The sequence below is a fragment of the Paenibacillus sp. ATY16 genome (assembly GCF_003399985.2).
GTDB classification, from domain to species: Bacteria; Bacillota; Bacilli; order Paenibacillales; family Paenibacillaceae; genus Pristimantibacillus; species Pristimantibacillus glycanilyticus.
Window position 1 is genome coordinate 124,801 of record NZ_NMOK02000033.1, and the last position, 16,486, is coordinate 141,286.

The 16,486-nt window shown below is 50.2% G+C and carries 22 protein-coding genes; 14 read left to right on the forward strand and 8 right to left on the reverse strand.

The features are described 5' to 3' along the window. Positions 1–403: 403 nt before the first annotated feature. From CFI03_RS19150 to CFI03_RS19160, 3 genes are all read right to left on the reverse strand, one after another. A complete protein-coding gene (locus CFI03_RS19150) occupies positions 404–778 on the reverse strand; it encodes a hypothetical protein (RefSeq protein WP_248758649.1) in 375 nt (124 codons plus the stop codon). A 140-nt stretch (positions 779–918) separates the two neighbouring features. Continuing rightward, on the reverse strand, positions 919–1,434 hold the full coding sequence (locus CFI03_RS19155) for an SRPBCC domain-containing protein (protein ID WP_201007774.1): 516 nt from the start codon (positions 1,432–1,434) through the stop codon (positions 919–921). Beyond that, the gene (locus CFI03_RS19160) at positions 1,431–1,811 is read right to left on the reverse strand and encodes an ArsR/SmtB family transcription factor (protein WP_248758670.1); all 381 of its coding nucleotides are present in this window, start codon (positions 1,809–1,811) and stop codon (positions 1,431–1,433) included. Before CFI03_RS19160 ends, CFI03_RS19155 begins: the two co-directional genes overlap by 4 nt. Before the next feature lie 180 nt (positions 1,812–1,991). Between CFI03_RS19160 and CFI03_RS19165 the strand changes: the two genes are divergently transcribed. Continuing rightward, a complete protein-coding gene (locus tag CFI03_RS19165) occupies positions 1,992–2,387 on the forward strand; it encodes a YhfM domain-containing protein (protein WP_248758671.1) in 396 nt (131 codons plus the stop codon). A gap of 109 nt (positions 2,388–2,496) precedes the next feature. After that, positions 2,497–3,204 (forward strand): phosphatase PAP2 family protein, encoded by a 708-nt coding sequence (locus tag CFI03_RS19170; protein WP_248758672.1) that lies wholly within the window; start codon positions 2,497–2,499, stop codon positions 3,202–3,204. 29 nt (positions 3,205–3,233) lie between these two features. Here the strand turns inward: CFI03_RS19170 and CFI03_RS19175 are convergent, their stop codons facing one another. Beyond that, positions 3,234–3,422, reverse strand: a complete 189-nt coding sequence (locus CFI03_RS19175; protein WP_127492604.1) for a hypothetical protein — start codon at positions 3,420–3,422, stop codon at positions 3,234–3,236. Positions 3,423–3,545: 123 nt separating this feature from the next. Between CFI03_RS19175 and CFI03_RS19180 the strand changes: the two genes are divergently transcribed. Further along, entirely contained in the window at positions 3,546–5,330 is a 1,785-nt protein-coding gene (locus tag CFI03_RS19180) for an SgrR family transcriptional regulator (RefSeq protein WP_248758673.1), read from the forward strand. 50 nt (positions 5,331–5,380) lie between these two features. Here the strand turns inward: CFI03_RS19180 and CFI03_RS19185 are convergent, their stop codons facing one another. The 3 genes from CFI03_RS19185 to CFI03_RS19195 are packed head-to-tail and all read right to left on the reverse strand — an operon-like array spanning position 5,381 to position 7,341. Beyond that, positions 5,381–5,839 (reverse strand): hypothetical protein, encoded by a 459-nt coding sequence (locus CFI03_RS19185; protein WP_248758674.1) that lies wholly within the window; start codon positions 5,837–5,839, stop codon positions 5,381–5,383. Beyond that, the gene (locus CFI03_RS19190) at positions 5,836–6,609 is read right to left on the reverse strand and encodes a hypothetical protein (RefSeq protein ID WP_248758675.1); all 774 of its coding nucleotides are present in this window, start codon (positions 6,607–6,609) and stop codon (positions 5,836–5,838) included. Before CFI03_RS19190 ends, CFI03_RS19185 begins: the two co-directional genes overlap by 4 nt. A gap of 3 nt (positions 6,610–6,612) precedes the next feature. Continuing rightward, the gene (locus tag CFI03_RS19195; RefSeq protein ID WP_248758676.1) at positions 6,613–7,341 is read right to left on the reverse strand and encodes a hypothetical protein; all 729 of its coding nucleotides are present in this window, start codon (positions 7,339–7,341) and stop codon (positions 6,613–6,615) included. Between the two features lie 375 nt (positions 7,342–7,716). Here CFI03_RS19195 and ybaK point away from each other — a divergent pair, with 375 nt between their 5' ends. After that, positions 7,717–8,190 carry a Cys-tRNA(Pro) deacylase gene (gene ybaK / locus CFI03_RS19200; protein WP_248758677.1) on the forward strand — a complete coding sequence of 158 codons (474 nt, stop codon included), beginning with the start codon at positions 7,717–7,719 and terminating at the stop codon, positions 8,188–8,190. A 14-nt stretch (positions 8,191–8,204) separates the two neighbouring features. Here ybaK and CFI03_RS19205 read toward each other — a convergent pair whose 3' ends face one another. Next, positions 8,205–8,624, reverse strand: coding sequence for a GNAT family N-acetyltransferase (locus CFI03_RS19205; protein WP_248758679.1), 420 nt, complete (start codon positions 8,622–8,624; stop codon positions 8,205–8,207). Positions 8,625–8,775: 151 nt separating this feature from the next. On the opposite strand from CFI03_RS19205, the gene CFI03_RS19210 reads away from it, so the two are divergent. From CFI03_RS19210 to CFI03_RS19255, 10 genes are all read left to right on the forward strand, one after another. Next, on the forward strand, positions 8,776–9,582 hold the full coding sequence (locus CFI03_RS19210) for an alpha/beta fold hydrolase (protein WP_248758681.1): 807 nt from the start codon (positions 8,776–8,778) through the stop codon (positions 9,580–9,582). A 71-nt stretch (positions 9,583–9,653) separates the two neighbouring features. Continuing rightward, complete coding sequence (locus CFI03_RS19215; protein ID WP_248758683.1) at positions 9,654–10,088, forward strand: YciI family protein; 435 nt, start codon at positions 9,654–9,656, stop codon at positions 10,086–10,088. Then, a complete protein-coding gene (locus tag CFI03_RS19220; RefSeq protein WP_248758685.1) occupies positions 10,085–11,353 on the forward strand; it encodes an RNA polymerase sigma factor in 1,269 nt (422 codons plus the stop codon). Before CFI03_RS19215 ends, CFI03_RS19220 begins: the two co-directional genes overlap by 4 nt. Next, the gene (locus CFI03_RS19225) at positions 11,353–11,775 is read left to right on the forward strand and encodes a YciI family protein (protein ID WP_248758686.1); all 423 of its coding nucleotides are present in this window, start codon (positions 11,353–11,355) and stop codon (positions 11,773–11,775) included. The genes CFI03_RS19220 and CFI03_RS19225 overlap by 1 nt, the downstream gene beginning before the upstream one ends. A gap of 81 nt (positions 11,776–11,856) precedes the next feature. Beyond that, the gene (locus CFI03_RS19230) at positions 11,857–12,231 is read left to right on the forward strand and encodes a VOC family protein (RefSeq protein WP_127492626.1); all 375 of its coding nucleotides are present in this window, start codon (positions 11,857–11,859) and stop codon (positions 12,229–12,231) included. A gap of 115 nt (positions 12,232–12,346) precedes the next feature. Further along, positions 12,347–12,754 (forward strand): hypothetical protein, encoded by a 408-nt coding sequence (locus CFI03_RS19235; RefSeq protein WP_248758688.1) that lies wholly within the window; start codon positions 12,347–12,349, stop codon positions 12,752–12,754. Continuing rightward, positions 12,751–13,374 (forward strand): hypothetical protein, encoded by a 624-nt coding sequence (locus CFI03_RS19240; RefSeq protein ID WP_248758690.1) that lies wholly within the window; start codon positions 12,751–12,753, stop codon positions 13,372–13,374. Before CFI03_RS19235 ends, CFI03_RS19240 begins: the two co-directional genes overlap by 4 nt. Positions 13,375–13,477: 103 nt before the next feature. Further along, positions 13,478–15,028, forward strand: a complete 1,551-nt coding sequence (locus CFI03_RS19245) for a spore germination protein (RefSeq protein ID WP_248758692.1) — start codon at positions 13,478–13,480, stop codon at positions 15,026–15,028. A 12-nt stretch (positions 15,029–15,040) separates the two neighbouring features. Then, complete coding sequence (locus tag CFI03_RS19250) at positions 15,041–16,222, forward strand: Ger(x)C family spore germination protein (protein WP_248758694.1); 1,182 nt, start codon at positions 15,041–15,043, stop codon at positions 16,220–16,222. Between the two features lie 17 nt (positions 16,223–16,239). After that, positions 16,240–16,464, forward strand: a complete 225-nt coding sequence (locus CFI03_RS19255; protein ID WP_248758696.1) for a hypothetical protein — start codon at positions 16,240–16,242, stop codon at positions 16,462–16,464. Positions 16,465–16,486 lie beyond the last annotated feature (22 nt).

Genomic DNA, 16,486 nt, shown 5'->3' on the forward strand with positions numbered 1-16,486 from the left:
ATGGTTCCGGAAGCCAGATGAAGAACGGCAGGGGGGCTTTTCTTATCATAAAACCTCCCAAATCAAAACCTTTAATATCGTGTTCTCCATCCTTATCCTCGCAGAGGGGTTGTTTGTACATTTCCTTCTTGCGCAGTGGAATGAGGCTGCGGCATGGATTTTTACCATCTTAAATTTGTACGCGCTGCTCTATATGACAGGTCTCTATAATTCGGTTAGATTGAGCTTTCGAACATTATGACACTGAAGAAAGCGACGGATAGGGGATTGGGCATTCCGAAAGAGCCGGTGCTAATGAAAGCCTCCTATGGCAGAAGTAAATATGTCACAACGATTATATTCAGGGCCGATGAGCCCGGACGCATAAAGGAAGAGATTAAATCGAAGACGGATCGTTAGGATATCATTTAATCATTTTCCGAATCTGAATCAATTCATTGATATAAAAATCAACCTGCTGCTGTATGTTTTCGGTCTGTCTGAACTGATCAACCTCGGAACGTGATTCGGCGAGGCTTGCCTCTTCCATCTTCCGAAGGGCAATGCCGGCTGCTATTGCGGCTACACCGTCTCCAATGGTTGCGATAATGGCGCCAATATAGCCAAGCCGGGCGGCGATAAGATCCACGTAGTCACTAGATGGATTGCTATTACTATCGGTGTTATTGTTGTTATTGTTATTGCTTGTACTTTTGTTATTGCTATTACTATTGCCTTTGCCCTTACTTTTGCTTTTACCGTTTCCGTTGTTTCTCCTTTGACCGTTGTTGCTCCCCATGAATTATCTCACCTCGCCCAAGCTCTTTATGACGTCCCCGATATTAGCCTATGCAGAAGGGGAGGGCGGGGTATGGGCGGCATTCAGCCAAAACGAAAACGCGTTGAACCAACGGTTCAACGCGTTTTCCTCTATACGGCTTATTTCGCTGCTTGCAATGCTTCTTCCAGACGATCCCAAGTTTCCGAAATGCCTTGCAGCATCCCCATGTCCATAACCGTCTTCAGGGCGTCGCCCGAAGCATACACGGCACGGTTGATCAGCTTTGTTGTGCCGTCTCCCAGATCAACAAATTCCAAAACGATATCTGTAGCAGGCAATTCTTCATTAATATTGCCTTCCGCATCGGAGAAATAATCCGTGTAGCTGAAGCTGTTCGGCTCATCGATTTCTTTGTATACGCCTTTGCCCCACGATTCCATGCCGTAGAAATCGCCTTGGCTTTGATCCATGCACTTCATGCAATAATGCCAAATGCCGCCCGGACGGAAATCGATTGTACATACAGGCACTTCCCAGCCGCGTGGTCCCCACCAGCGCTTCAGATGCTCCGGTTCCTTGAACATCTTGAACACCAGCTCGCGCGGTGCTGTGAATACGCGCTCAAGCACCAGTACATTTTCATTCTCTACTCTTGATACGATTGCATTTGTCATTTTAATTCCTCCTCATTATGGTTGTTGGGACTTGGTAACTGTTCTTTGCTTTGCAGCTCCCGCAGGTAGTTCTCCAGGTTATCGTAACGCTCTTCCCAGATCCGGCGGAAGGAGTTCACCCATGAATCGAGCGAGTGGAAGGGCTCTGGCCGGAGCTTGTAAAACCTGCGGTTTGCCTCCGCCTTCACTTCTACAATGCCGTGTTCGCTAAGCACTTTCAGATGCTTCGAAGCTTGAGGCTGCCTGATCCTCAGCTTGTCGGCGATTTCTCCTACTGTCAGGGGACCGTCACGCAGCAGCTCGACAATAAGCTTCCGATTTGGTTCAGCTAATGCGCTTAACGTCGTCATATCCAAGCCCGGATTATGTCCTGACATGCCTTTCACCTCTTTATGCGTCAGTCTCTCCGGTTGTTGATTTAAATATACACTAAAAGGAATATTCCTGTAAAGGAATATTTAATGGTTTTTTCGAAATAAGTTCTGCTACATTATTCCGGATGACTCCGTCAACATCATCGAGAGGGAGGTTAAGCTAAAAAGCTGTTGTTTGCTGCCTTGTTGTTCGTAACGGCGATCTTAGCTGCTTGCCAGGACAAAGAAGTAACGGAGGCGCCGGCAGAGCCTGACCTGATTCTTCATCTCAGCAAATCGGCAGGAAAAGACTATCCGCTTTATAAGAAAATCGTAGATAAAGAAACGGTAACGATGGTGATGGATCTTTTATCTCAAGTCGATTGGGAAAACGCGGAAGTATCCATGTCCCGGCTGCCGGATTACAAAATTCGAACCATTAATAGGGATCCAACCGTCAGTTACGAGCAAGCTACATACGCGCTATGGATTTCCCCGCAGAAGGACCGCTTAGAAGCAGTAATTGAAGGGCAGTCCAAATACGGAAAAATGACAAAGGAGGATACGAAAAAACTGCTGCCTATTCTGGAATCTCCCTGATACCTAATGGACCGGCATACTTTTACGGTTTACCGCGCTACCCGGCACTTGATCCTGACGTATAAGGGGTATACTAGGGAATAAAAGGGAAGGGAGCAGAGCGATTGGGATGAGTTCAAGTTCAATTAAGGAGCAGAACAAGGTACTATTGAGGTCCTTTATATTCACGGTTCTGATTCTGTTCGTGTTCGGATGGGTCGCGCAGCTTGTGAGCGGACAGAGGATTGCTGCTTTTGATAATAAAATGACGGACGCCATTCGAAGCGTGCGTTCCGATGCCATGACGGTCGTTATGAGAGTATTTACCGAGCTCGGGTCGGAATATCTGGTCATCCTTATTGTAATTGCCTTTTCAACGCTATTTGCGTTTATCGGCTACCGGAGAGAGCTTATCTTCTATTTAGGCGTGATCGTGAGCTCGGCATTGCTGAATCTGGTGCTCAAGACGATCTTTCATCGTGCACGACCGGACATTAACCGGATTATTGAGGCGTCGGGCTTCAGCTTTCCAAGCGGGCATTCCATGTCGGCTTTTACGTTATACGGCATTACGATTTATTTCCTGTGGAAGCATTTGAAGTATGGATGGATGCGGGCGGTTGTGATCTTGGTTGGAATCGTGATTATAGCCATGATCGGGACCAGCAGAATTTATCTTGGGGTACATTATCCAAGCGATGTGGTTGGCGGTTATTTGGTCAGCGCGGCGTGGCTGATGATGAGTATCGGGTTATACGAGCGATTTCTGGAGCAGCGATGGCTCTCCCGGAAGTTTCGGCTTGGCGGCGGCAAAAGTGAAGGACCCTCCTCGGTATAGGATGGTCCTTTTTCATTTGCGGCAGAGAATCATCTTTTCCTCCATGTGAGCGGCTTCATCACATGCAGCAGCGGAGTAAGGAAGCCTTTGCGGCGGTCTTTTTTCAAATCGCTGTCGTATTTGACGTAACGTCCGGAGCGAATGGCGTGGTCGAGCTCGGCCTGGCGCATTTTATGCAGCTGGTCGACGGTGTGATAATCGTTGTAATTGTAAGGCATTTCAACATCCCCTTTAAACGGTTGAAGTATTTGCTTTCTTGTTTTCATTATGCAGGTGAAACAAAGAGGTAAAAAGTGTAGAATATTTGCAATAGATTTCCCCTTTTAGCGAGGTGAGGAATAGTGCTGGCATTGGAACGTTATTTGACCCTATACAACCGGTTTGCCGGCTCGCCCGGAGCAGGCGCTACGGCAGAGGCGTCCCTGGAGCAGGTGGCGGAAGCTTTATTTTGCACGGAGCGTAATGCCAAGCTGGTAATCCGGAAGCTGACGGAAGAAGGACTGATCGATTGGCAGGCGGGACGGGGCCGAGGCAACCGTTCGCAAATTACGTTTCGGGAAGATCGGGAGAAGCTGCTCCTTGACCTGTCGAGGCGGTATGCGGAGGACGGCGAATACAATAAGGCGTTCCATCTCCTCCAATCCTATGGAGAAGGGACAGGAGCGAACGAGAAGTTCATGGAATGGATGAGCGGCAGCTTTGGCTTCCGAAGGCAGCCGGGGAAGGAAGCGGATGTGCTCCGTCTCCCGATTTTCAAGACGATTATGACGCTTGATCCGGCCGATTTCGTCTATTCCTTATGCTCGCATATGATTCAGCAGATTTTCGACCGGCTTGTCCTGCTGGATGAATCGACCGGACAGATTAAGCCCGCTATCGCACATTATTGGGAGCATAATGAAGACGCAACCGTATGGACCTTCCATCTGCGGAAGGGCATCCTTTTTCATGGCGGACATGAGCTTACGGCGGAGGATGTTGTATTTACGGCGGAGCGTCTGAGGAACGGAGGCAAGCGCAACAGCTGGATTATGCGTTCCCTGGAGCAGGTGGAAGCCGTATCGGAGCGGATAGTAAGGTTTCGTCTGGTTCGGCCAAATTGGCTGTTTCTGAAATACGCGTCTTCGAATGTGATGGCGATACTGCCAGCGGGCTTGCTGGGGTTAAGCGAAGAGCAGTTCTGGAAGCTGCCTTCCGGTACCGGACCGTTCCAGATTGACGAGTGGAAGGACGGCAGGCTGCTGCTGGGAGCAAACCCGCATTATTATCAATCCCGTGCCCATCTGGATCAGGTAGAGATCGTTCATGTACCGCAGACGGAAGCTATAAAAGCCGGAATGACCAGCTGGCAGCAGTTGATCTGCGACCCGACTCTTAGGGATGTAACGGCGGAGAACGGCTGGATTCAAATCGAATCGAGGAGCTTATGCACCAGTCTGTTAAGCTGGAATATGAAGAAGGCTGGTCCGCAGAGGTCCGAGACCTTCCGCCGTATCGTTAACCGGCTTATTGACCGCCATGCCATGATCCGGGAATTGTCCGGTTATAGGGATTTTCCGGCAAGAGGATTTTTCCCCGAGCTAATGACGGCTTATGAACCGGATAAGGATAGTCTGGAGCCGGAGGAAGCCAGCAGGCTGCTGCTTGAAGCAGGGTATGCCGGAGAGCGGATGTCCTTATGCTCTCATCCGGGTCATGCCGAGGATGTGAATTGGATTGCGGATCGCTGCCGCCGCGCGGGTATTCCCGTCGAGGTCCGTATTGAGGCGCCTTATACGATTCATCATGTCCTGGATGAGATTGATCTGCTGTTCCATGCGCTTGTATTTCCGGAGGAGGATGTAAGTCTCATTGAGGGCTGCGAGCAGGAGGGAAGCTTTCTGAAGGAGCTGATGAGCCCGGAGCTGTCGATCTGGACGATGGAAAGCTTCGATCAGGCGCTGGCAAGCGAAGATCCGGCAAGCCGAAAGGCGATTTACACGGCTATTGAGGAGAGACTTAAAAGCGAAGCACAGGTGCATTTTGTCCTTCATATGAAATTTCATACCGATTATCATCCTTCGTTAAAAGGAGTCCGGATCAATTCGCTTGGATGGATCGATTTCAAGGATATTTTCCGTACCTGATTATTAACGCGATTGACGGTCTGCCACCGGCAGGCTGTTTTTTGCGCGTACTATTCGGGTGAGGCTTGCGTAAGGCCAACCGTTAAAGCCCGGTTCGTCCACATCACCTGTTGAACCTCATCCGCTTGCGCGGCTTGGCATTGCACGATGACGGTAACCTCCGCTTTGTGCCTATTGTGTTCTTGGTGTTTTTTCGCGAATACGGCATTGATGCCGAACCCCAGGAAGAAGCCAATAAAGGCGAAGATTAGTCCCCATATAACCGGCCCCCATGTCCATATAAATCCAAGGCTGGTGCCAATAACGGACAACCCCGTAGCAAAGGCCAAGCCAATCTCGACCCCCGTGGAAAGGGAACTTGCTTGGCTCTGCTGTTCGGATCGATAGGTCTTGGATTCTTTGTCCATGCATACGACCAAGAGCCTTTCTCTGGCAATGCCGATACTCTCCAGTTTGGTCAGTGCATGCTCAAGCTCGATGGAATGCTTGAAGGTGCCAATAATAATCATCTGGTTTCACCTGGCTTGCCAAAAAATTGTACAGCGGAGGAGCGGTAACGTTCTGCCAGATGCTGGCGCTGCTCCAGGCTGAAAAGCTTATTATGCTCTTTAGCTTTTATAAAGGCATGATAGACGGAACCGCCAATAACGGAAGGCATAAACAACAGCCAGTGCGCCCGCAAAACGGAGATAGACTCCGAAAGCCTGCCGGTCAGGAGGTAGACTAGCGATTCATGCGCGTGGGACAAAACAACATAAAGCCACCACCAGAACATCGCATAGAAAGCCAGGCCAATCCGATGATTATATAGCTGGCCCATGCCGGGAAAGAGCAGGGAAATGACGGCTGCGGCTAACGGACTTTTAGGCTGGATATATTGAACCTCGGACGTAAACAGCTTCATGCTTGGCAGAGGCGCGTCTTTTAGCTTGGCAATCCGGTAGAGCTTGTTCTGATAGACCGCGGAGCAATAGCAGTCCCACATGGAGACGAAATAAATAATAATATACCCAATCACATACCTTGGTTCCAGAACCGCCGAAGCCTCCGCGAAATTCCCGCATAACGTATAGACGATGGCATCGTTGACATGGCCAAGCGTGTTGAATATCACTTCCGATAACGTGAGGAAGGTTCCTCTTAAATATTGGTTCAGCAAAAAATGTCCGAAGCCGGGGAAAGCCGCCGACCACCACCAGACCATATAGGGATTGCAGGAATGTATGGAAGTAATGCCAAACGGGCTTAGCTTGGCAATTGGCCTACGTGAGGGGTTCAATGATCAGTTCTCCCTTCGCAATCGCATGGAGGATTTCTCGGCAATAATCCGGTGAAGTCCGCCAAGCAGCTGAATAACTAGAATTTGCAGCATGAGCATAAGGACAACTAGTCCCATGCCGGATGTATATAAAATTTCCCGCCGGCTAAGCCACCAGTAGCCGCAGCCGAGCAAACCAATGACGATTGCTTTCCAGATCCAATGGCTCCGCAAGGAAATTAACAGGGCGAACAAGACGGAATCGATATGGACAATTAAGGTAGCGAAAGCCAGGTTATCTCTTGCGGGATCCTCAAACCATCCGGGCCTGAAGCCAATTTGGTGAAAAAGAAGCAGAAAGCCGGACATGAATGATCCTTGCAGGGATACATTAATGATATAAAGCATAATCAGACGGAACAGGTAGGGCTGATTCCCTTGGCATAGTCTTTTCCAGAGCCATTTCCCCATAATGGGCAGCAAAATTAAACCTATTCCCGTATAAATGATTTTCCACCAATGATGCTCGAAAACCCCTAAATAGATAAAGGTTTGTTCAATTCCCATAAACCCCACGGCAATAAGCAAAACCCACAGAAAGCGAATGCCGAAAACGGCAATCAAGGTGCAGGTTGAAGGCACGATAAACCCGTTCGATACAATAGCGCCTATCGCGCTGTCATAGAACGAATTACTCAGTATCCCGGGCTTATAGCTGTAGCTGTTAAGAAGTACAAAGATGACAAGCTCCAAGATGTAGACCGCCCCGGCTATGCAAATATAGAAGGGAATAATCTTTAAGCTTTTTGTTCTGAACCAGGAGAGCGCGATAAACAGTAAACTAGCAATAATAAGGAGCAAATACGGGATAAACGATGGAATAAAATCATCTCCGGGTTGGCAGAATGTAGGGGCTGGAATTATTTTTCCAATTTTGTTCTGATTTATTCCATTGATAATATCTTTGGTACTGGTTATCGTTCTTATCATGTTCAGTGCAAGACCCCGGCAGGGTCATATCGGGCATAGGAAAAGTACGCGAACGTGCGGAATACTCGTATTGGTTTCTGCCTCAATTCCTTGGTATAGTCAATCTATGACTATATGAAGAAATTGAGGTTTTTTATCATGTCTAACAAAACTAATGCCTGCCGTAAGCTGGACGCTTTACATATTAAATACACGCTGCACGAATACGAGTGGGATGAGGAGCATCTGGACGTCGATACCGTTGCGGACAAGGTTGGTCTTCCTTCTAACCAGCTTTACAAGACCCTCGTGCTGAGGGGAGATAAGACCGGCGTTATTGCGGCCTGCATTCCGGGCGATAAGGAGCTGAATTTGAAAAGCCTGGCGCAGGCCAGCGGCAATAAGAAAGTAGAGATGGTCGCCGTAAAAGAGATTCAAGGCCTAACGGGGTATATCCGAGGCGGCGTTTCTCCGCTTGGAATGAAGAAGAGCTACCCGGTTTATTTGCACGAAACCGTGATGGGTATGGAGCTCATTAGTATTAGCGCGGGAAAACGCGGATTACAGATCTTCCTCAGCGGTGCCGATCTGGCCGCAGCTTCCGAAGGCAAGCTGGTTGATATCGCGCATTAAGGCGGGTGGGAGAGCTAACGCTCCAGCCTCATATAGATGCTTCTCTCCTTGAAGCCAAGCGACCGCCAGAACGCATAAGCGGCTTCGTTCCCGTACATCACTTCTATATCAAGCTGGTCCGCGTCTAATAGAGCGGCCAGCTTCCCGAACGCCAATTTCCCAAAGCCGTTCCGCCTCTGGTCCCGGCAGATAAAGAACTGCCGTACATACAAGGGCCGCCGTGTATGGTCAACTAGAGCATAACCGACAAGCGCATTACCCTGCTCAAACAGATAAGCCTTGTATGCAGTCCCCACGAAATGCTTCATTCGCTCTCTCAGCTCGCTCAAGGTCATGGCATTATCATGACGTTCATCTTCGATAAGCTGTTTGTTCAGTCCGGCAAGCAGCTCCAAATCCGCTTCACAGCCTATCCGTATTGTTAATTCGCTCATCCCCAATCACCCCATGAGAACCATTCGTTAACCGCCTCAATTTCCCTGCCGAAAAACTTTTTCAAATTTTTTTATAACCGATGTCGATTATCCCGTCTGGCGTTCGTCGTTTTAGTAAGAAGCACAAAAACAATGGTTAGGAGAGAATGACATGAACACAGTGATCTCGAAGGACGGCACCAGAATTGCTTACGATAAAACAGGGCGCGGCCCGGCGCTCGTATTGGTAGCGGGGGCGTTTAGTTACCGGAAGTTCCCGGGGCAGGTGGAGCTTGCGAATGCGTTGTCCGGCCGTTACACCGTCTACAATTATGACCGGCGCGGCCGCGGCGACAGCGGAGATGCTTCCTCTTATGCGATCGAACGGGAGATCGAGGATCTGAACGCGATTATTGAAGCAGCAGGCGGTTCCGCTTATGTATGGGGATTATCCTCAGGAGCGGTGCTTGCGCTCGAAGCGGCAGCAAGCGGTTCCAGCATTACAAGGCTGGCGCTGCATGAACCGCCGTTTATCGTGAAAGCGGAGGACCGGAAGCCGCCAAGCGATTTTACCGAGCAGGTTGGCAAGCTGATTAAAGCCGATCGGCGCGCGGAAGCGATCAAATATTTTATGACCAAAGGCATGGGAGCCCCTTCCTTCGTTATCCCGATGATGAGAATGATGCCCGGCGTATGGTCGAGGCTGATGGCGGTAGCGCACACGCTTCCTTATGATGCGGCATTGCTCAAAAGCTACATGAACGGCCAATCGCTGCCGAGGGACAAATGGAGAGGCGTTGCCGTTCCCACTGTCGTGTTGGAAGGCACGGAAAGCCCGGTATCCCTGCGGCATGCCGCTCAGCAGACGGCAGAGGTATTGCCTAACGCGAAGCTGATCAGCAAGAAAGGTCTTGGACATACGAAAAAGCTGCACACGGACAAAATCGCGCAAGAGCTTACTTCTTTCTTTGCGGTTTAGTTTTCAGGCAGGTAATGGCAATAAGGCAAGAGAAGAGATAAGAACAATACCAATACCAGGAGGGAATTACCATGAGATTTATGATGATCGTAAAAGCAACCACGGATTCGGAAGCAGGCGTTCTGCCAAGCCAGGAGCTGATTGACGCTATGCAAAAGTACAACGAGGAGCTTGTAAAAGCAGGCGTATTGCTCGCCGCCGACGGTCTGCATGCCAGTTCCAACGCTGTCCGGATTTCGTATCCGGAGCCAGGAGGCAAACCGAAGGTAGTCGACGGTCCTTTTACGGAGGCAAAAGAAATGATCGCCGGTTATACGCTGATCGAAGTGAAATCAAGAGAAGAAGCGATCGAGTGGGCACTCCGCATGCCGGATCCGCATGGCTACGGCCAAGGAGAGATTGAGCTTCGCCAAGTATTTGAGTTTGAAGAGCTGATGGAGGATCCGGAATCGATTGCCAGAGAGGAAGCGCTCCGCAAGCAGATCGGGGAGTCCAAAAACGCGTGAGCGTCTCCCAAACGCATCGCGCCATCGAAACGATATGGCGAATGGAGTCGCCTAAGATAATCGCAGGCGTAACGCGGATCGTTCGCGACGTCGGGCTAGCCGAGGATATTGCCCAGGATGCGCTTGTCATCGCGCTCGATCGCTGGCCCGAAACGGGCATTCCGGAGAAACCGGGTGCCTGGCTCATGACTACGGCGAAACGCCGGGCATTGGATCTGCTGCGGCGCAACAAGCTGCAGGATCAGAAATACGTCGAAATAGCCCGGGAAATAGAACTCTTTACCGAGGATGATGTTGATCGGGCTCTGGACGGGGAGATCGAAGACGATCTGCTGAGGCTCATCTTTATGACCTGCCATCCGGTATTATCGCAGGACGCAAGAGTCGCGCTGACGCTGCGTTTATTATGCGGCCTCACAACCGATGAAATTGCCCGTTCCTTTCTTATCGCGGAGCCTACGGTTGCCCAGCGGATCGTCCGGGCGAAGCGTACGCTTAATGCGGAGAAGGTCCCGTTCGAGGTACCGGTCGGCAAAGAGCTTGAAGAGCGGTTATCCGCTGTTCTTGAAGTCATCTACCTCATGTTTAACGAGGGGTATTCGGCTACCTCCGGACAGAACTGGACGCGCCCGCTTTTATGCCAGGAAGCGCTTAGGCTCGGAAGAATACTTGCCGCCATTGTACCGGGAGAACCGGAGGGCCATGGGCTGGTCGCCTTGATGGAGCTTCAATCCTCAAGACTCAAAACCCGCGTGAATGCGCAAGGCGAGCCCATTCTTCTGATGGATCAGAACCGAGCGTTATGGGATCAGCTGCTAATCCGCCGCGGGCTTGCTGCCCTGGAACGGGGGCAAAAGCTGGGGCGGACGTTAGGACCGTATGCGCTCCAGGCGTCTATCTCGGCTTGTCATGCGGTGGCGCGTACTCCGGAGGATACCAATTGGATTCGGATTGCCGCGCTTTACGAAGCGCTCTCGAGACAGATGCCGTCTCCAATTGTGGAATTGAACCGCGCCGTTGCGATCGGAATGGCTTTTGGCCCGTCCTATGGCCTGCAGCTTGTAGATGCCCTTTACGCCGAGCCTTCGCTAGCGGGATACCACTTGCTGCCTAGCGTTCGGGGGGATCTGCTCGAGAAGCTTGGCCGTTATGAAGAAGCCGCGGCTGAGTTTGAACGCGCGGCCGCGATGACCCGCAATGAAAAGGAGCAGGCGTTATTGCTGAAGCGGGCGGCAGCATGCAGGCAGGAAGGAGGGCAGGCATAATGCGTTATTTAATGATGGTGAAGGCGTCCGGGTTTACCGAAGCGGGTATTGGTACAAGCAGGGAATACGCGGCAAAAATGCGGTCATACCGGCACGAGCTTAAACAAGCCGGCGTATTTCTTGCTCATGAAGAGCTGCAGCCAAGCTCGGCCGGTTTAAGAGTCGACTATCCGACGGGCGGCGGCGAGGCGGAGGTCTGGCCGGGTCCTTTTTCAATAGACCAGGGTCTTCTTGCGGGGTTTATCTTAATGGATGTCCATACGGAAGAAGAGGCTCTGCAGTGGGCGCTGCGCATGCCGGTTCCGGCGGGGCAAGGCGCCTATGGCATTGAGCTTCGCAGGCTTGAAGAGCGGATAGAGCAATCTCGCGATGCAAGACAGGCCGCCATGGAGCTGGAACTGAAAAATTACTTGCAGCTGTAGGACCTGCCGGCATGTTAGCGGACCGTCGTTTATGGTAATATAAGGCTTGGCAATTACTCTAATCTAAGGAGTGTAGAATGAATGATTAATCAGCTTGGACAAGTGATGCTGTACGTGAACGATCAGGAAAAAGCGCGGGTGTTTTGGACGGAAAAAGCTGGTTTTAAAGTAATAGCAGAGGAAGAAGCCATGGGCCAGAAGTGGATTGAGCTTGCTCCGGAAGGCGCGCAGACCTCCATTATTCTGCATGATAAAGAAGTAGTTGCCAAAATGTCGCTTGGAGTAAACCTTGGCACGCCATCGTTAATGTTCTTCTCCGACAAGCTGGATGAGCTGTACAGCGAATTCAAGAACAAGAATGTAACGGTAGGCGAGCTTGTTGAACTGCCTTTCGGCCGGGTATTTAACTTCGCGGATGAAGAAGACAATTATTTTGCGGTAATGGAACGGAAATAAACGATATGCCCGCCTTGGTGGTCTTCGATCATCAGGGCTTTTATTTTGCGGGAATAAGCAACTTCTCAACCCCTGGTCACGTTGTAGGTATAAGTGGATAAGGGGGGGATTTCCAGTGAAATTAGGCTTAACTCTTATGCTGGCGGTTGTTTTATTGCTAGGGGGCTGCGGGAACGGAAACGGAAACGGAAACAATAGAGGGAGTACTCCTCCGGAAGAGAAAACGGTAAGCTCGGCTAGCTGGGTGACGGACCGGATGATAAAAATTCAGGAAGGCATATATGTCGGCACGGAAGAGAAGGTAGAGTCGGTAGACGGGAAGTTGGGAGAAATTAAACATTATCTGACTGAAGAAAAGTTTGATGAGCCAGGCGAATCCTCCAACTATTACAAGGAAGGGACCGCGCTCTATCGGATTACGGGGGTTCCCGTAGAGTCCGGCATTGCCGTTGAGATGAGGCCCGGTCAATACGTCAAAGCCGTACCCGTGGAAGAGATATTGGGAGGAAGCAGTTCTAAATGAGTAGGGAGACGCCTTTGATTACCAAACGGAAAATAGTTTTGCTCGCTTTGTTGCTTGCTGTTTTTTATCTGGCGTTTAAGCCATCAGGCTTGTGGTTTCTAACAACGGAAGGCATGGCTGCCATAGCAAACAACACGGAGGATTATACCGATCAGAACGGCTACGTATTGCCCGAAGCCTACAAGATATCTATCGATTTATCTGATTTAGACAGCAATATCGGGAAAGAGCTGTATGACGACGGCACTTATAAGATCTATGTATCATCATTAGATAACACGGGCAGCGCGAGGTCGGGAGGTTATCGGATCGGCTTCAGATCGAAAGGGACTTATTCTCATCATGGCGCCTCTCTAGTATCGGGTGTCTGGCATAAAACGGTTGATGAGCATTCCTTTACAACGATCATGTCGGCTAAGATGGCTGCTGCGTATAACAACAAAAATTATACGAGTTCCCAGTTTGCCATAAGCGGCCTTAATTATAAAGACGGAGACGACTTTGGATTCTACATTTTTCCTTCCGAAGCTTACGGTAAGGATATCTCTTTCCAGGAGACCGGGACGGTAGAGCTGACGGTCACGGGACTGTATAGAAATAGTTGGAGCAAGAAAAGCTGATCGCTTTTCCTGCTCTTTTTTTCTGCCCGCATCCAAGTTTAACCACCCTCCGCGGATGGTCATAATGGGAAGAACAGACTTTCATCCTGGAGGTAGCTCGCTTATGCAACGGCAACAGTTCACGAATCGTTCGAGCTCCAATGACAACCAAATGCTGCCCGAGTATGCCGATATTCCGATTGATCCTTCGGTTGAAAATAATTTATTGCGTATTAAGCGCGATATGGGCGGCAGCGATGATCTCATTATGCGACAGATCCACAATGAGGGAATAAATACGGCGGCTGCGGCAGTCGTCTATATCGACGGACTGTCTAACGCGATGGCGATTAATCAATACATATTCGATGTGCTGGACTATTCCTTGCCCCGCTATGACGGGGAGGACATGATGAAGCTGGATGCGGGCTCTCTTGCGAAAAAGCTGCTGAACGGCATGGGGCCAGTCCGAACCGTAACCGACCTTGGCTCCCTTTACAAAAATTTGTTGTCCGGCCAAGCCATTATAATGCTGCGAGGGCATCAGTATGCTTACTGTGCGGATATCCGGGAGTGGAAGGGCCGTGACGTTACGGAATCCACAAACCAGACGTCTATCCGAGGTCCCCGGGAAAGCTTTACCGAGACGCTCCGAACGAATACGTCACTCATTCGGCGGAAAATCAAGGATCCGCGTTTATGGATGGAGACGGTCACCATTGGCCGTATGACGAAAACCGATGTGACTCTTATGTATATAAATGGGCTTGCGAAGCCGGATGTGCTTCAGTTGGTTCGCGATCGGCTGCGTGCAATCAAAATCGACGGCATTCTCGACAGCGGGTATATCGAGGAATTAATTGAGGATAACAAATGGTCCTTGTTCCCTACGATATTTAATACCGAGCTGCCGGATAATGTGGCGGGCCAGCTGTTGGAAGGGAGAGTAGCCATTCTTGTAGAGGGGACGCCTAACGTTCTGATTGCGCCTTCCCAGATGGTTACTTTTTTTCAATCGACGGAGGACTATTACCAGCGTACCTTCTATGCCAGCTTATTGCGTATCTTGCGGTTCGGAAGCGTCTTTATCTCGCTTCTTTTCCCGTCTCTGTATATCGCCATTACGACGTTTCACCGGGATATGCTGCCCGCGTCGCTTCTTATTTCTCTAGCGGCGCAACGGGAGGGCGTACCGTTTCCGGCCTTTTTCGAAGCGCTGATTATGGAAATTACGTTCGAAATTCTGCGGGAAGCGGGTCTTCGAATGCCTCGCGCGATTGGTCAAGCCGTATCTGTCGTGGGTACGCTTGTAATCGGTCAGGCGGCGGTAGAGGCAGGAATCGTGTCCGCGGCAATGGTTATCGTGGTGTCTATTACGGCGATCTCCACGTTTACGCTTCCGGCCTACAGCATGTCGATACCTGTGCGCATTCTCCGGTTTGCCTTTATGGGCGTGGCGGCAAGCTTTGGACTCTTTGGCATCATAATGGGCTTTTTTGTCCTTATGCTGCATCTGTGCGCGCTGCGTTCCTTCGGAGAGCCGTTTATGGCCCCGTTGTCGCCATTTATAAAAACGGATATGCAGGATGCCTTATTCCGCTTGCCTAGATGGCTTATGTTCAAAAGACCGGAAACCTCTCTTAAAACCGACTCGAGCAGAATTCGAAAGAATTAGGAGGCCGACATCATGCTCTACAAATTTGCCATTTCGATGTTATGCCTTCTTATGCTAACCGGCTGCTGGAGCAGGCGGGAGCTGAACGAACTTCTGATTGTGCTTGGCGTTGGAGTGGATTGGGAGGACGGACATTATCTCGTGTCGTTTCAAGTCGTTAACCCGAGCGAAATCTCCAATCAGCAAAAAAGAGGCGACCGACCTCCAAGTACTTTGTTTCAAGGGAGAGGGAAAACGCTGTTCGAAGCGGCAAGAGCGGTTACGGCGGAAGCGCCGCGCAAAGTATATGCCGGGCATTTACAGATTTATGTCATTGGAGAAGAAGCGGCAAGAAGAGGCATAAACGAAATCATTGACAATGTTGCCCGCGATAACGAAGCAAGAATGGATTTTAACATTATCGTGGCCAAAGGAACAAAAGCAGAAGATGTTCTTAAACTTTATACGCCCGTAGAGAAGCTGCCGAGCTACAGCATGCAGCAGTCGCTGCAGACCTCGGAGAAAAACTGGGCGCCTACGATTGCCGTAACGCTGGACGAAGCGATAAACAAGCTTTCTTCGCAAGGAAGCGAGATTGCGTTAACCGGCATACGGGTCATCGGCAGCCCCGCAATCGGGGAAACGAAACAAAACGTAGAAAAGTTTTTGCCGCCCAGCCGCTTCCGATATTCGGGCATTGCTGCTTTTAGGGACGATAAGCTGATTGGCTGGCTGAACGAGAAGGAGAGCAGGGGCTATACCGATATTACGAATAATCTGGATAGTACTTCGATCGCTGTACCATGCGGGGAACAGCGATATTTAGGCGTAGAAGTGACGTCCTCGGATTCCAAAATCAAAACCAAGGTTGTAAACGGAAACCCGGAGGTCGAAGTATTGATTCGAACGGAAGGAAATATCGTCGAAAGAACGTGTACGGACGTTGATCTATCCGATCCCGCCACCATCAAGAAGCTGGAAGGACAGACCAAGCAAGCCATCCATGAAAATGTGGAAGCCGCCGTCCAGCGGGCCAAGGAATTAAAGTCGGATATTTTCGGCTTTGGCACCGAGCTGGAGAAGGAGCATCCCGCCTACTGGAATCAAGTAAAGGATCAGTGGCGCGAAGAGTATTTCCCGCAGCTTAAGGTAACGTACAAGATTAAGATGTTTATCCGGGATACCGGCACGATAGAGAACAGCACGATCAGATAAGGAAGGAAGGGGATCGAATGACATCCGTATTGGCGGTTCTGGCTTTGGCGGCAGGCGCTTTTTGGTTGGAGGCTCCAGGGCTTATTCGCGGTCAGCAATTCCGGGAGCTTTTTGTATTCCTTGTCCTTCTGCTGATCGGAACGGTTTTGTACAGTCTTTTGATGCTTCAACTTTCGCTCCCTAACCCGTTTATGCTTGTCAAATGGATGTTCCGCTGGATGGGGACTGCAAAATCATTCTAGAGTAAAAGAAGGGAGGAGGAGG

Coding starts and splice junctions, on each gene's coding strand:
- CFI03_RS19150 (WP_248758649.1), bottom strand. CDS start 778: ATGGGGAGCAACAACGGTCAAAGGAGAAACAACGGAAACGGTAAAAGC.
- CFI03_RS19155 (WP_201007774.1), bottom strand. CDS start 1,434: ATGACAAATGCAATCGTATCAAGAGTAGAGAATGAAAATGTACTGGTG.
- CFI03_RS19215 (WP_248758683.1), top strand. CDS start 9,654: ATGAGATTTATGATGATCGTAAAAGCAACCACGGATTCGGAAGCAGGC.
- CFI03_RS19205 (WP_248758679.1), bottom strand. CDS start 8,624: ATGAGCGAATTAACAATACGGATAGGCTGTGAAGCGGATTTGGAGCTG.
- CFI03_RS19225 (WP_248758686.1), top strand. CDS start 11,353: ATGCGTTATTTAATGATGGTGAAGGCGTCCGGGTTTACCGAAGCGGGT.
- ybaK (WP_248758677.1), top strand. CDS start 7,717: ATGTCTAACAAAACTAATGCCTGCCGTAAGCTGGACGCTTTACATATT.
- CFI03_RS19255 (WP_248758696.1), top strand. CDS start 16,240: ATGACATCCGTATTGGCGGTTCTGGCTTTGGCGGCAGGCGCTTTTTGG.
- CFI03_RS19175 (WP_127492604.1), bottom strand. CDS start 3,422: ATGCCTTACAATTACAACGATTATCACACCGTCGACCAGCTGCATAAA.
- CFI03_RS19210 (WP_248758681.1), top strand. CDS start 8,776: ATGAACACAGTGATCTCGAAGGACGGCACCAGAATTGCTTACGATAAA.
- CFI03_RS19245 (WP_248758692.1), top strand. CDS start 13,478: ATGCAACGGCAACAGTTCACGAATCGTTCGAGCTCCAATGACAACCAA.
- CFI03_RS19230 (WP_127492626.1), top strand. CDS start 11,857: ATGATTAATCAGCTTGGACAAGTGATGCTGTACGTGAACGATCAGGAA.
- CFI03_RS19170 (WP_248758672.1), top strand. CDS start 2,497: ATGAGTTCAAGTTCAATTAAGGAGCAGAACAAGGTACTATTGAGGTCC.
- CFI03_RS19250 (WP_248758694.1), top strand. CDS start 15,041: ATGCTCTACAAATTTGCCATTTCGATGTTATGCCTTCTTATGCTAACC.
- CFI03_RS19240 (WP_248758690.1), top strand. CDS start 12,751: ATGAGTAGGGAGACGCCTTTGATTACCAAACGGAAAATAGTTTTGCTC.
- CFI03_RS19185 (WP_248758674.1), bottom strand. CDS start 5,839: ATGATTATTATTGGCACCTTCAAGCATTCCATCGAGCTTGAGCATGCA.
- CFI03_RS19160 (WP_248758670.1), bottom strand. CDS start 1,811: ATGTCAGGACATAATCCGGGCTTGGATATGACGACGTTAAGCGCATTA.